This window comes from Lactobacillus xylocopicola, assembly GCF_033096005.1.
GTDB lineage: Bacteria > Bacillota > Bacilli > Lactobacillales > Lactobacillaceae > Lactobacillus > Lactobacillus xylocopicola.
In genome coordinates, this window is the sequence record NZ_AP026803.1 from 659,478 (window position 1) to 673,791 (window position 14,314).

General features: G+C 43.7%; 14 protein-coding genes. 9 read left to right on the forward strand and 5 right to left on the reverse strand.

Going from position 1 to position 14,314, the window contains the following annotated elements:
* Positions 1 to 5: 5 nt before the first annotated feature.
* The 5 genes from R8389_RS03380 (at position 6) to R8389_RS03400 (ending at position 3,062) form a co-directional block, all read left to right on the forward strand.
* On the forward strand, positions 6 to 236 hold the full coding sequence (locus R8389_RS03380) for a DUF1146 domain-containing protein (RefSeq protein ID WP_317638075.1): 231 nt from the start codon (positions 6 to 8) through the stop codon (positions 234 to 236).
* Between the two features lie 83 nt (positions 237 to 319).
* Positions 320 to 1,309, forward strand: a complete 990-nt coding sequence (mreB, locus tag R8389_RS03385; RefSeq protein ID WP_317638076.1) for a rod shape-determining protein — start codon at positions 320 to 322, stop codon at positions 1,307 to 1,309.
* Positions 1,310 to 1,322: 13 nt separating this feature from the next.
* On the forward strand, positions 1,323 to 1,616 hold the full coding sequence (gene yidD / locus R8389_RS03390; protein ID WP_317638077.1) for a membrane protein insertion efficiency factor YidD: 294 nt from the start codon (positions 1,323 to 1,325) through the stop codon (positions 1,614 to 1,616).
* An 8-nt stretch (positions 1,617 to 1,624) separates the two neighbouring features.
* Positions 1,625 to 1,852 carry a DUF2969 domain-containing protein gene (locus R8389_RS03395; protein ID WP_317638078.1) on the forward strand — a complete coding sequence of 76 codons (228 nt, stop codon included), beginning with the start codon at positions 1,625 to 1,627 and terminating at the stop codon, positions 1,850 to 1,852.
* Positions 1,853 to 1,868: 16 nt separating this feature from the next.
* Positions 1,869 to 3,062: an FtsW/RodA/SpoVE family cell cycle protein gene (locus tag R8389_RS03400; protein ID WP_317638079.1), complete on the forward strand. Its 1,194-nt coding sequence runs from the start codon at positions 1,869 to 1,871 to the stop codon at positions 3,060 to 3,062.
* A gap of 65 nt (positions 3,063 to 3,127) precedes the next feature.
* Here R8389_RS03400 and R8389_RS03405 read toward each other — a convergent pair whose 3' ends face one another.
* The 5 genes from R8389_RS03405 to rpsD form a co-directional block, all read right to left on the reverse strand.
* Positions 3,128 to 3,577, reverse strand: a complete 450-nt coding sequence (locus R8389_RS03405) for a universal stress protein (RefSeq protein WP_317638080.1) — start codon at positions 3,575 to 3,577, stop codon at positions 3,128 to 3,130.
* Positions 3,578 to 3,621: 44 nt separating this feature from the next.
* Complete coding sequence (locus R8389_RS03410; protein ID WP_317638081.1) at positions 3,622 to 3,903, reverse strand: hypothetical protein; 282 nt, start codon at positions 3,901 to 3,903, stop codon at positions 3,622 to 3,624.
* 441 nt (positions 3,904 to 4,344) lie between these two features.
* Positions 4,345 to 5,658: a replication-associated recombination protein A gene (locus R8389_RS03415; RefSeq protein ID WP_317638082.1), complete on the reverse strand. Its 1,314-nt coding sequence runs from the start codon at positions 5,656 to 5,658 to the stop codon at positions 4,345 to 4,347.
* Positions 5,655 to 6,128 carry a YueI family protein gene (locus R8389_RS03420; protein WP_317638083.1) on the reverse strand — a complete coding sequence of 158 codons (474 nt, stop codon included), beginning with the start codon at positions 6,126 to 6,128 and terminating at the stop codon, positions 5,655 to 5,657. Before R8389_RS03420 ends, R8389_RS03415 begins: the two co-directional genes overlap by 4 nt.
* Before the next feature lie 68 nt (positions 6,129 to 6,196).
* Positions 6,197 to 6,808 carry a 30S ribosomal protein S4 gene (rpsD, locus tag R8389_RS03425; RefSeq protein ID WP_317638084.1) on the reverse strand — a complete coding sequence of 204 codons (612 nt, stop codon included), beginning with the start codon at positions 6,806 to 6,808 and terminating at the stop codon, positions 6,197 to 6,199.
* 370 nt (positions 6,809 to 7,178) lie between these two features.
* Here rpsD and ezrA point away from each other — a divergent pair, with 370 nt between their 5' ends.
* The 4 genes from ezrA (at position 7,179) to R8389_RS03445 (ending at position 14,313) form a co-directional block, all read left to right on the forward strand.
* The gene (gene ezrA, locus R8389_RS03430) at positions 7,179 to 8,891 is read left to right on the forward strand and encodes a septation ring formation regulator EzrA (RefSeq protein WP_317638085.1); all 1,713 of its coding nucleotides are present in this window, start codon (positions 7,179 to 7,181) and stop codon (positions 8,889 to 8,891) included.
* Positions 8,892 to 9,029: 138 nt separating this feature from the next.
* Positions 9,030 to 10,187: a cysteine desulfurase family protein gene (locus R8389_RS03435; protein ID WP_317638086.1), complete on the forward strand. Its 1,158-nt coding sequence runs from the start codon at positions 9,030 to 9,032 to the stop codon at positions 10,185 to 10,187.
* 4 nt (positions 10,188 to 10,191) lie between these two features.
* The gene (gene thiI / locus R8389_RS03440) at positions 10,192 to 11,409 is read left to right on the forward strand and encodes a tRNA uracil 4-sulfurtransferase ThiI (RefSeq protein ID WP_317638088.1); all 1,218 of its coding nucleotides are present in this window, start codon (positions 10,192 to 10,194) and stop codon (positions 11,407 to 11,409) included.
* 264 nt (positions 11,410 to 11,673) lie between these two features.
* Positions 11,674 to 14,313: a valine--tRNA ligase gene (locus R8389_RS03445; RefSeq protein WP_317638089.1), complete on the forward strand. Its 2,640-nt coding sequence runs from the start codon at positions 11,674 to 11,676 to the stop codon at positions 14,311 to 14,313.
* Position 14,314: the final 1 nt, after the last annotated feature.

Sequence of the window (14,314 nt, forward strand, 5' to 3'; positions counted from 1 at the left end):
TTAAGATGTTTCAACTAGGTGTTCACGCCCTAATCAGTATTATTATTTACCTATTTACGATTGCCTTATCATTTCAAATAATGAAAAATGTCCAAGTCGAAAAAATTATCCGCAAGGGGAGAGTTTTTGAAGCCCAGTTACTGCTCATCTTCAGCGCAATTGCCTTAGGCTTTTTAGTGGGGAACTTTTTGATTGCCCTCATGGATACGTCAATGCAGCTACGGAATTTCTTTTAAAACTTGGTAAAGTGACCTAAGTTCCCGTCAAACTTGCCTGCCTTTATGGTAGAATATACAATGAATATTTATGGAGGATTATCGTGGCACGAGATATAGGAATTGATTTAGGAACAGCCAATGTGCTCATTAACGTTTCTGGTAAGGGAATTGTACTGAATGAGCCATCTGTAGTTGCTGTTAACACAAGTACAAATAAGGTAGTTGCAGTGGGAACTGAAGCATACATGATGGTTGGCCGGACTCCCGGTAATATTCGGGTTGTTCGCCCACTTAAAAACGGCGTCATCGCTGATTTTGATATTACTGAAGCGATGCTTTCATACTTCATTGAAAAGCTTAACGTCAAGGGTTTCATGTCCAAGCCAAACATCATGATTTGTGCACCAACTGGGGTTACTTCGATTGAGCAGAAAGCTATTATTCAAGCTGCCGAAAAATCTGGTGGTGGTAAGGTTTACCTCGATTTTGAACCTAAAGTTGCGGCCATTGGTGCCGGGTTAGATATTTTCAAACCTCAGGGCAACATTGTGATTGATATCGGTGGCGGCACCACTGATATTGCCGTTTTGTCGATGGGTGAAATTGTTACCAGCCAGTCATTGCGTTTTGCCGGGGATCACATGAACCAGGCCGTAGTGGCATACATTAAGAATAAGCATAACTTACTGATTGGTTCAAGAACTGCTGAGCAGATTAAAATTGAAATTGGTAGTGCCTTTGAGCCGGATCAGGAGCAGACAATTACTGTGCGCGGGCGGGACGTCGTTGATGGCTTACCCAAGCAAGTGACGGTGTCGGCGCCAGAAATTCAGGAGGCGTTGCATGATGGCTTGATGACCATTATTGCGTCAACTAAGGATGTGCTCGAAAAGACTCCGCCTGAGCTTTCAGCAGATATTATTGACCGCGGCATTATGCTGACTGGAGGCGGGGCTCTGCTAAAAAATATTGATAAGCTAATTTCGTATTACTTGAAAGTGCCAGTGCTAACGGCCGATCAACCGCTTGAAGCGGTTGCCTTAGGCACGGGGATTTTGCTTAACAACATTGAGAAGCATCAGCTTGGCTAATTAGGAGATTACTTTGCGTAAAATTTTGATTTACCTGGTAAAATTTTATCAAAGGGTTATTTCACCGGCTTTACCTAAGAGTTGCCGTTACTATCCCACCTGTTCAACTTATATGATTGATGCTTTAACTAAGATGGGACCGCTCAAGGGGCTAATTATGGGTTTATGCCGGATTTTGCGTTGCAATCCTTTCGTCCGCGGCGGGGTCGATCCTGTACCTGATGAGTTTACGATTTTTCGTAATCCGCATCCAGAAAAATACGAGGATGAAATCATTGCCAAAAAATTCCACCCATCAACGAAGTAGGAGCTATTATGTCAAAGAAACCAGAAAATATTAATGTTGAAATTAATGAGTTAAAGGGGAAAGAAAATCCGACCTGGGAAGTGATCATTCCCAATAAAAAGACCATTGGAACAATTGAGAAGGGTTCCGGACGCTACCGCGCAACAACTAGCAAAACGAATAATGTTTTGTATGCCAAGAGCCTAGAGAGCAGTATCAATGATTTGCTGTCTTACTTTGCACTACATGAAAAATAATGGACAGTGATTTTTAATGGTAAAAGTAGAAAATAAGACTAACCTGTTTGACCAGATAGCTTGGAAGATTGTGGTTCCGGTGCTGTTGTTGGCGGCGGTCGGTCTTTATGCAATTTATTTTGCAGCAGTTGATGACCCCAGTCATATGGGGAGCCCGCTAAAAGCGGTCCTCATGCAGGGGCTATGGTATGTTATCTCCCTTGGAATCGTAGTATTTGTTATCCAATTTGATGCAGAGCAACTCTTTCGAATAGCACCTTATGTCTATGCTTTTGGGATTATCTTATTAATTGCGGTTTTGTTCTTCTATAACCGGTCAGTTGCAAGCAGTACGGGGGCAAAGAGTTGGTTTAAAGTTGGTCCCATTTCTTTCCAGCCTTCAGAGGTGATGAAGCCCGCGTTTATCTTAATGCTGGCCCGGGTGGTTCACGAACACAATCAAAAACTGCTGCACACGCTGCGCAATGACTGGCTACTGATTGGAAAGATTATGGCCTGGCTATTGCCAATTGCCATTCTGCTCAAGTTGCAGAATGACTTTGGCACGATGCTGGTCTTTATTGCAATTGTGGGTGGGGTGATTTTGGTTTCGGGTATCTCCTGGAAAATCATTACACCAATGTTTGTGCTTGTTTTTATTCTGGGCGCAATTGTCATTTTTATGGTTACCACGGCAGGCGGCCAGTCATTCTTGAGTCATTTCTTTCAACCTTACCAATTCAAACGAATTATGTCATGGCTTAACCCTTCGACCGATACGTCATCAGTTGCTTATCAACTCTGGTTGAGCATGCAGGCCATTGGCTCTGGCCAAATTTTTGGTAATGGTTTTGGTAAGCTGAGCGTTTATGTACCAGTGCGGGGCTCCGATATGGTTTACTCTGTTATTGGTGAATCCTTTGGCTTTATTGGCAGTGTGGCTGTAATTCTGCTTTACCTATATTTGATTATTCAAATGGTCCGCATTACTTTTGATACTAAGAATGCCTTTTACTCTTACGTTTCGACTGGGGTCATTATGATGATTCTCTTCCACGTTTTTGAAAACATTGGTATGAGCATTGATTTGCTACCATTAACGGGGATTCCATTGCCGTTCATTTCTCAAGGTGGTTCAGCGCTGATTGGCAACATGATTGGAATCGGGATGATTTTGTCAATGAAGTACCATAATAAGGATTACATGTTCAGTCAAGCTGGCGACTTTTAAACATAAAAAAGCAGTTCACATCATTATTGAACTGCTTTTTTGTTTACTTTAATTAAAACTAATTATCATGCTGTTTCGGTGGACCGGCAGACCAGTACGTCACAATCCGCTGTTCGCGTGACGTATTCAGTCACACTGCCAATCAAGATTCGTTCAACTGCATTAAGCCCGGTTGCACCGATCACAATTAGATCTACATCATGCTTTTGCGGAAACTGGTGGGCAATAATTTCTTTTGGTGCGCCAAACTCAATAGCATAGTGGGAGTCTTTTACGCCTGCACTTTCGGCAGTATCATAATAGTCTTGCAATTTTTTCTTGGCATCGGCGGATACCTGTTCCACCATTTGAGAGTCGAAGCTTGACACATTTTGAAACGACCGGGTATCAATAACGTGTAAAATTTCTAATGTGGCGTCATTGCGTTTAGCAGCCGCGACGGCTTTTTTAAACGCCAAGTCAGCCTCTTTAGAACCATCAACGGCAACTTGAATGTGGTGATATTGTTTTGTCATGTAAAACACCTCTTTCACCATTATTCTACCAAATTTTCACAGAATTAATAATCCTTTTGATTGATCAAAATGCTAAAAATAAAAATAGTTACTGAGCTGAGAATAAGCGTAATTAGGTTAAGGTAACGGTTGCCCAACAGCAAAATGAAGAACCCAATAACACTTTCCAAAAATAGGATTACCGCCGTCCAAGACATAATTGACCGAAAATTTGCATTGTTCTTACGGTTAAATATCAAAAAATGATCTGTCCGATTGTACCAAAGGTAGTAGGCAGTAGTTAGTAAAACGATTAAATAGATGATCATAAAAACTTTGAGAGTCATAAAAAAGCTCCACACAAAAAACGGTCCTGAGACCGTTCTCTTATAAATTTCAAAGAAATCCGAGTCGACTAAACATAGCAAAACAGTGCTTGTTGAACCCGCAGTGTTCAAAAAATGAGAAGTATCACGACGAATATGGATCCTATGCAAAATTGATAGTATTCCGATTCGATAGTTATTTACTATCTCGCACGTATTATGTTTGACCGGTCAACTTTATACAATTAAACTAAGCAGTCAACTCAGATCAAGTATTATACTAAGCTAATGGAGTAGGACTTGTCAACTTTTTTATAGGCAAGTTGCTGCAACTGTGGGTAAACTACTTTTAAGTTATCCAACCAGAATAACGGCATTAGTTAGAGTACTGGTGCACTTGTTATGGCCCTGATAATTGAGCAAAAGCCAATTCTTGCCTTGAACTTATTGGTTTTGGTTGATTCACTGGGGCTTTTTCTTCAATCCTTCTTTTTGCATGTTTTGTAAGACTAAATACTGCTTTTGGAAAGCTTTTTCAATTTTCGAATTACCCTTGGGGTCAAAGTAATGCTGACCGGTTAACTTGTCGGGTAAATATTGTTGGGCTACCCAGTCGCCTGGATAGGAGTGTGGATAGACATAATTAGTTCCATGCCCCAATTTAGCCGCTCCAGAGTAGTGGGCGTCCTTCAGATTGTCAGGAATGGCACCAAAATCATGCTGGCGCACGTCGTTTAAAGCCTGATCGATGGCCTTAATGGCACTATTACTCTTAGGTGAGAGGGCTAGTTCAATTACGGCATTGGCTAGGGGAATACGGGCTTCTGGAAAACCCAAGCTTTGGGCTGCTTGAATAGCAATTATGGCATGCTGGGCGGCCGCTGGATTAGCGAGGCCAATGTCTTCGTAAGCGATCACACTCAAGCGCCGGCAGATAGCTGGAAGGTCCCCTGATTCAACTAACCGGGCTAAATAATGGAGAGCGGCATCCGTGTCAGAACCACGAATCGACTTTTGAAAAGCTGAAACCAGGTCGTAATGCCCGTCACCACTGGCATCAAAGTTTTGACTGCGCAATTGGATAGAATTTGCCATTTCTTCCTGGTTGATGGTAAAACCTTGTTCGGTGCTCTTGCCCGCTGCAATCATTTCTTGTTTGGTTGACCGAACTGCAAGCTCCAGGCCATTCAAGGTGGAACGCAGGTCACCGTTGCCTTTTTGAATGAGCAGTTTTTGGGCATCATTAGTGACTTTAACCTGGTATTTTCCAAGTCCATTCGTGGTATCCTTTAAGGCCCGGTCAATAGCCTGCTTGACATCTGCTGTGGATAGAGACTTTAATTCAAAAATCTGACAACGTGACCGAATGGCAGGTGAAATGGAGATGTATGGGTTTTCCGTGGTTGCGCCAATTAAAATAATCTCTCCCTTTTCGAGTAAGGGAAGGAGGAAATCCTGCTTAGTTTTGTCCAGGCGGTGAATTTCATCTAATAGCAAAATGACCGTACCGCTCATTTTGCCCTCAGTTGCAACCTGTTCTAATTGCTTCTTGCCATCAGTTGCCGCATTGAGCTTGCGAAAGGCATACTTAGTTGAACCGGCGATGGCACTGGCAATACTAGTCTTACCAATTCCAGGTGGACCATACAGAATCATTGAGGATAGTAGTTTGGCTTCAACCATCCGGCGAATAATTTTACCCGGACCGATTAAATGCTGCTGACCTACGACCTCATCCAGATTTTTTGGTCTCATCCGATAAGCCAGTGGCTTCATGATGATTCTCCATGAAAGAGCCGGTGCCAAAAACCAGTCTTTTCGGAGCCAGTTTTCTGACTTAGCTCGGATTTCGGCATTTCTGGTGCGTACACCTGACCAATTTCAACGCGCAGCTTATTAATGGCCGTTTTGGCGACTACTAAGATCGCGGTATCAGTTGGGCCGGTTTTGGCTGTTTCATTATTGACTAGCGTGAATGGAATGTCGTACTTACTGCAACTTAATTCGACTTGGTTTAAAAAGTCATTGTGGAGGTTGCCATTGACCAAAATGGAATAGCCCCTGAAGTCTTTAAAGTGTAGCAAGAACTGTTGAGTTAACTGGGGATCTTCGACTTCGGTGTTATTCATGCGCAGCAAAACGCGTTCACGTAAAGAACCGAGAAACTGTCTGCGTTCATCGGGCCGCGTTTGGGGGGTAATCCCTTGGGCAGCATTTTCGATTCTGGTATTTAAATCATCGGACATTGCTAAACTTCCTTTCGAGTAACAAAAACCCCTTTCCCAGGAGGAAAGGGGTTTTGTGATTGAAGAAATTAAAGTAGCTTGTTGTAGTATTCAACAACTAGGGCTTCGTTAATTTCAGGTTCCAGTTCGTCACGTTCTGGAAGACGTACAAGAGAACCTTCCACCTTATTGTCATCAAATGAAACAAATGATGGGCGGCCCACAACTGCTTCAAGTGCATCTTTGACTTGTTGCAAGTTCTTTGATTTTTCCCTGAGGCCAATGATTTGACCAACCTTGACATCATATGAAGGAATATCAACGCGCTTGCCATCAACAGTAATATGGCCGTGGTTAACTAATTGTCTAGCTTGTTCTCTAGTAGTGGCAAAGCCAAGACGGTAAACCAGGCTGTCCAGGCGGCATTCAAGCAGAACCATGAAGTTGGTACCATGCTCGCCCTGACGAATCTTACCGGCCCGCTTGAACAAAGTTCTAAATTGACGCTCGTTCAGGCCGTACATCCAACGCAGCTTCTGCTTTTCGTGCAATTGTTCGCCGTATTCTGACAGGCGACCGCGTGAGTTAGGGCCGTGTTGACCTGGCGCATAGTTACGCCGACTAAGTTCTTTACCAGTACCTGAAAGTGAGATACCTAATCTTCTTGATCGTTTCCAACTTGGACCTGTATATCTTGACATAAAATCCTCCAATAAAATCTGCTGACAGTTTTTGGAGTAAAATATTACACATAAGTTCAGCATTCGTGCATCTTAATTTTCATTTTCGCCTGTTGCAGCGTCGGTTACTCGTTCACTAAAACGTATTAAGATGTTGACGTTCTTGCCACTTATAGCTGCAAATATTTTACACGTCCCATATTATAGCGGTCTGGCCGGCTTAAAGCAAGAAAAATCACCAATTTAGCATATATATGGTAGAAAAAGCTGGAAAAAGACTTTTTTCTGGGTTATTATTCCTGTTACCTGAACTCTGTTATGACGGTTCGAAAACAGTTTCCACAGTATAAGATAAATTTGGTATAATTGGGGTAGTTTTTGGAGGAAAATTATGTCATCAACCCAGTCGATTATTGTAATTATTGCGATTTTAATCATTATTTTTGTTGTGGCCCTTATGTTAGTGGTCAATCGGCGGCAATTGCGCGAAATTCTTGAACTTGACAACATGATTTCGAAGATTGAACAGATGGACCTAGCTGCCGACATTGTCAAACTCGACAAGATGGATCTGGCTGGTGAAAGTTTGACAACGCTCACGACTTGGCGCAAGAGTTACCAGCAAGCCTCCAGTAAAAAAATTCCGCAAGTGCAAGAGCTGTTGGAGCAAGCAGCTGAACAGAATGCCCACTATCAATTGCTAAAGGCTCATAAGACTATTAAAGCGGCCCAGGAAGTTATGCGGCCGACTTATAGTGATGCTAAAAACACCAAAGAAGTTTTTACCGAGTTACTTGAATCCAATCGGGAAAACCAAATTCAGTACGATGATCTAAACCAAAGTTATCAAAAACTACGCAAGTCAGTCTTGGCCGATTCCTATGAGTACGGTAATGCTATTGACCGAATTGAAAATGACCTGTCAGCGATCGAAAGTGATTTTTCTGAAGCAAAAAGTTTAACTGCCCAGGGTGACCAGGTGGAGGCCAAGCGGGTTTTATCTCAAATCAAAGTAGCGCTAAGCTCAATTAGCAGTATTTTGCCTAAGATTAGAGCAGGGCGTCAAGCACTCGATACGGTCTTTCAAGAGCAGCTCAGGGAACTTTCTGATACTTATAAAAAGATGATGTCGTTGCAGTATTATATAACTGAAATTGACGTACTTGCCGAAATCAAAAAGTTGCACCTGCAGGTTGATGAAGCTGGCAAACTGCTGGCAGAACTAAAAACTACTGAACTGGAGCAACGAATTACCGCAATTAAGTCTGCGATAACCCACTTGTATGACGTTTTGACCAAGGAGTATAAGGCACGTCCCTTTGTTGAAGATAATCAGGACAAGATTCAGCGCCTCCTAGCCCATGAACAAGTTGAGTCCAAGAATTTGGTTGAAAAATTGCGCCACATTGATGAAAGTTATGAACTGACGCATGGTGAACTGGCCGCCAGCCGGCAGCTAGAGCAGGAAATCAATGAGATGAACCGGCAATATACCGTTGATACGCAAAATTTAGCGGATGGTAAAGGGGTATATTCGGAAATTAAAGCTTCGTGGCTAAGCATGCTTGAGCGTTTGCGTGAAATCACCGCTGAGCAGAAAACAATGGCCCAAGACGTAGATGGTTTGTATGACGCAGAAAATGTTGCTAATGATTCGATTAACGAGTTTAAGCAAGAAGTTTCCTTGATCTATCGCCGCCTTGAACGCAAAAAACTGCCTGGTAAACCCGACACCTTTGTCCAGATGTACACTTTGGTGGTCAATGAGATTGGCCATGTGGCTAAAGAACTAAGTCAAGTTCGCATAAATATGGAAAAGATTTCCAACGAATTAATTCAGATTTCTGACGATGTTGAACGTTTGAAGCGTGAGGCCGATGACATTATTAGCTCCTCTGACCTAGTTGAACTGACCATGCAGTACTCAAACAAATATGCGGGAAACAGTGTCATCAAGCAGGCTCAACAAGAGACCATGGCACTATACGGCCAGGAATATAACTATAAGGATGCCCTGGATACAATTGCAACGGCCATTGAAAAAGTTGAACCTGGTTCATATCAGCGGCTTGAGAACCTGTATTATTCAGAAAATAATCAATAAAGCGCTATGTGGTAAGCAGTTTTAAAGAGATAACTTAGAACTGCTTTTTGCTTGGACAAGGACTATCAATTGAAGGAAGTCAGTATTTAAGCTACAATTGTTAAGTTATGCAGGATTGTTTGAGGGGAGCAAAGATTAGTGATTTATTTTGATAATAGCGCAACAACCAAGATTGACCCAACAGTTTTGACTACATATGACCAAGTGGCGCGAGAAATCTGGGGAAATCCCTCGAGTTTACATCGGTTGGGTGATCGTGCAGCCCAATTGTTAGCAAGCTCACGCGAACAACTCGCTGACCTCTTAGGAACAAAGCCTAGTGAACTCTTTTTTACTTCAGGCGGAACCGAGGCCAATAATTGGGCCATTAAGGGTACAGCCTGGCAAAAACAAACATTTGGCCAACATTTAATTACTTCAAGTGTGGAACATGCCTCGGTGGCCAATGCTTTTACTGCGCTGGAAAACCAAGGCTTTCGGGTTACGCGCCTGCCAGTTGATAAAGCTGGCCGGGTCAATGTTAATGACTTGCGCGCCGCTCTGGATAGTGACACCACACTGGTGTCAGTTATGGGGGTCAATAATGAAATTGGGACAATTCAACCAATTGAGGACATTAGTGACTTGCTTGCCAATTATCCGACCGTCAACTTTCACGTTGATAATGTGCAGGCTATTGGTAAAAATATTTGGTCACGAGTCTTCACTCCTCGGGTTGATTTAGTCAGTTTATCGGCACATAAATTTCATGCACCACGCGGAACTGGCATCCTCTATAAAAAAGCCGGTAAAATGATACTGCCACTCCATGATGGTGGTGGTCAAGAACAGGGCTTACGATCCGGAACGGAAAATTTGCCAGCAATAGCGGGAATGGCCAAGGCACTGCGTTTGCTACTTACTGATGAAGTGGAAAAGGCTGATCGGGAAGCGGCTATCAAGCGCAAAATAGTTGACTACTTGCAAGCTAAACCGGGAATTGAAATTTTTTCACCAGTTTCTCTGAATTTTGCTCCGCACATACTTTGCTTTGCCTTAACTGGTATTCGGGGGGAGACATTGGTCCACACGCTAGAAGAATACGACATCTACACTTCGACCACTTCAGCTTGTGCTTCTACTCGGTCTGCTACAGCAAGCACCTTGTCAGCGATGCAGATTACTGATCGAGTAGCGACTAGTGCCATTAGACTCAGCTTTGATGAGACCAATACGATGGCAGAAGCTGAAGAGTTTATCAGGGTCTTTGAGGAGATTTACCAACACTTTGCCCCAATTAATCATTTAGGAGAATAAAGGAATGAAATACACTGAAATTATGGTTCGCTACGGTGAACTTTCAACTAAGGGAAAGAATCGCAAGGATTTTATCGGTCGGCTAGCTGGCAATGTGACCAAAGTCTTACGTGACTTTCCGGAAGTAGAAATTCGGCCCAAGCATGACCGCATGCACATTATTCTTAATGGAGCACCTTTTGCTGACGTCGATCAACGACTTAAAAAAGTTTTTGGGATTCAAACTTATTCGCCGACTATCAAAATCAAAAAAACTTTAACGATGATTGAAGAGACAGCACTTGCTTTGATGAAGGCGACATTTAAGCCGGGAATGACTTTTAAGGTTAATACCAGGCGTAGCGACCACAACTTTGCTTATGATACTAACGAGTTAAACCAAATGATTGGGGACTACTTGTTTGGTCAAATGGATAACTTAAAAGTTGAGATGAAGCAACCTGACTTGGTCCTTCGAATTGAGGTGCGCCAGGATGCGGCTTACCTTTCTAGCCAACTACTTCGCGGTGCCGGTGGCATGCCGGTAGGTACCGGTGGTCGTGCTGTCATGATGTTGTCTGGCGGGATTGATTCACCGGTTGCTTCCTATCTAGCACTCAAGCGAGGAGTTGAGATTGACATGGTTCACTTTTATAGTCCACCATATACTACTGAGAAGGCGCTGAATAAAGCTAAGGAATTAACTGGTATTTTAGCCAATTATGCTGGGCGCATTAACTTTATTGCCGTGCCGTTTGCGGAAATTCAGGAGACGATTAAAGCCAAAATCCCTGAAGGCTACTTGATGACGATTCAGCGCCGTTTTATGTTGCGGCTGGCCGACCAGCTTCGGGCAAAACGCGGGGGTCTGGCAATTTTTAATGGCGAGTCGGTTGGTCAAGTTGCTTCGCAGACACTCGAATCAATGGCGGCAATTAACGATGTTACCACCACACCGGTGTTGCGACCGGTAGCCACGATGGATAAGACAGAAATTATTGCTTTGGCTGAAAAAATCGGGACATTTGATCTTTCTATTCAACCCTTTGAAGATTGCTGCACAATTTTTGCTCCGCCTCGTCCCAAGACTAAGCCTAAGGTTGACAAAGCTCGTGAATATGAAGCACGGTTGGATACCAGTGCACTAATTGATCGTGCACTAGCAGGAATTGAGATCACGCCCATTTATCCGAATGACCAGTTTTTGGCTGATAAAGCCCAAGAAGATGCTGCATTACTCTAAAAAAAGTGCTATAATGTTGACAAAGTAATAACCAAGAGGTGTTAACCCGGTAAACAGAGAATGGTCCATTGGTGGTGAGAGGCTAAGGGTTAATTGGTAGCTTGGTTGGTCTGGTCAGCTGAACCAATAGTAAGCCGGCCCGGCAATTCGCCGTTATCACAATGAAAGAGAAGCAGCATTTATGCTGGCTTAACTTAGGTGGTACCGCGGTTAATTATATCGTCCTAGACAAGATGTCTAGGACTTTTTTATTGGAGGAAAATGATGACAGACTTAGCACCTAAATATGACCCGCAAGCGGTTGAGCAGGGAAGATATCAAGAGTGGCTTGACCAGGACTTATTCAAGCCATCAAGTGAGCAAAAGGCACACCCCTATGCAATTGTTATTCCGCCACCTAATGTGACGGGTAAGTTGCACTTGGGTCATGCCTGGGATACGGCTATTCAAGATGCCTTAATCCGGTTTAAGCGGATGCAAGGCTTTGATACGCTTTATTTGCCAGGGATGGATCATGCTGGGATCGCTACTCAAGCTAAAGTTGAGGCCAAATTGCGTGACCAGGGCAAGAATCGACATGAGATGGGGCGTACGGCCTTCGTTAAACAAGTCTGGGATTGGAAGGATGAGTATGCCAGCATCATCAGGAGTCAGTGGGCTAAGATGGGCTTGTCCCTTGATTATTCCCGTGAACGCTTTACTTTAGATGAGGGTCTATCTAAGGCAGTGCGGCGTGTCTTTGTTAAGTTATACGAAGAGGGGCTGATCTACCGCGGAGAATATATCATCAATTGGGATCCGGAACTGCAGACAGCCCTGAGTGATATTGAGGTTATCCACCAGGATGACGAGGGTGCCTTCTATCACATCAAGTATCCGTTCGCCGATGGCTCTGGCTTTGTTGAGATTGCTACCACCCGTCCAGAAACCATGTTTGGTGATACGGCCGTTGCCGTAGCCCATGGTGATGATCGCTATAAGGACATTGTTGGTAAGGAACTGGTTCTGCCTCTAATTGGCCGTCACATTCCGATCATTGAAGACCAACACGTAGATCCTGAATTTGGGACGGGTTTAGTAAAAATCACACCGGCACATGACCCGAACGACTTTGCGGTAGGTAACCGGCACAAGTTGGCGCGGATTAATGTCATGAACGACGATGGGACAATGAATGAGCAAGCCGGCAAATATGCGGGGATGGATCGCTTTGAGTGTCGTGAAATGCTGGTTAAAGACTTAAAAGAGCAGGGCTATCTCATTAAGATTAAGCCGATTGTGCACTCAGTTGGGCACTCGGAGCGGTCGGGTGTTCAGGTTGAGCCTCGCTTGTCAACACAGTGGTTTGTTAAGATGAAGCCGTTAGCCGAAAAGGCGCTGCAAAATCAGGAAACTACTGACAAGGTCAATTTTGTGCCCGAGCGGTTTGAACTTACCTTCAAGCAATGGATGGAAAATGTTCACGACTGGGTAATTTCGCGGCAATTGTGGTGGGGCCATCGGATTCCGGCTTGGTACCAGAAGCAAACCGGTGAAGTGTACGTTGGTGAAGAAGCACCTGAAGATATTGAAAACTGGGAGCAGGACCCCGATGTGCTGGATACTTGGTTTTCAAGTGCGCTGTGGCCATTTTCAACGCTAGGCTGGCCGGATGAAAAATCCGCTGATTTCCAGCGCTATTTCCCTACCAATGCCTTAGTCACTGGTTATGATATTGTCTTCTTTTGGGTTTCGCGGATGATTTTTCAAAGTTTGCACTTCACGCATGAGCAACCATTCAACGATGTTGTCTTGCACGGCTTAATTCGTGACGAACAAGGACGCAAGATGAGCAAGTCTCTAGGCAACGGGGTTGATCCGATGGACGTGATTGACCAATATGGTGCTGATGCTTTGCGCTGGTTCCTGCTTAATGGTACTGCTCCGGGCCAAGATACACGCTACAACCCCAAGAAACTGTCTGCCGCCTGGAACTTCATTAATAAGGTTTGGAATGCGTCTAGGTTTGTGATTATGAACTTACCCGCTGAGACAAAACCAGCCCACAAGCCGAATACTGCTTCCTTTGACTTAGCTGATCGCTGGATTTTTGACCGTTTAAACCATACGGTAGGTGAAGTTATTCGCTTGCTTGATGAATATAAATTCGGCGAAGCGGGTCGGGAAATGTACAACTTCATTTGGAATGACTTCTGTGACTGGTACATTGAAATGGCGAAAGTTGCCTTAAATGGCGAAAATCAGACCTTAAAGGTGCGAAAACAAGATAATCTAGTCTGGATTTTGGATCAAATTTTGCGCATGTTACACCCAATTATGCCATTTGTGACCGAAAAACTGTGGCTGTCGATGCCACACCAGGGCAAGTCAATTATGGTGGCTAAGTATCCAGAAACTCATGATGAATTTGTTGACGATCAGGCCCGGCATGAGATGGACTTCTTAATCGAAACAATTAAGGCTGTCCGCAACATCCGTATGGAAGTTAACGCCCCGCTTTCTGCGCCGATCGATATTATGATTCAACTTGAAGACCCTGAAAATGAGCAGATTTTAGCAGATAATACCGATTATGTTAAGAATTTTTTGCATCCTAAGAAGTTGACGATTGCCGGTCAAATTGCTGCTCCTAAGTTGGCCAAGACTGCGGTCATCTCCGGCGCTCAGATTTTTGTGCCTTTGGTTGACCTAGTTGATGTGGATGAAGAAATTCAGCGCATGAAAAAAGAAGAACAAAGCCTCAAAGATGAGCTTGAACGGTCAAGTAAAAAGCTGAGTAATCAAGGCTTCGTGGCTCATGCTCCGGAATCGGTAATCGCCAAAGAAAAATCCAAGCAGGCCGACTATGAGCACCAGCTTGAAAGCGTCAAGCAGAGAATTCAGGAATTAAAAAAGAGTGAGTAAC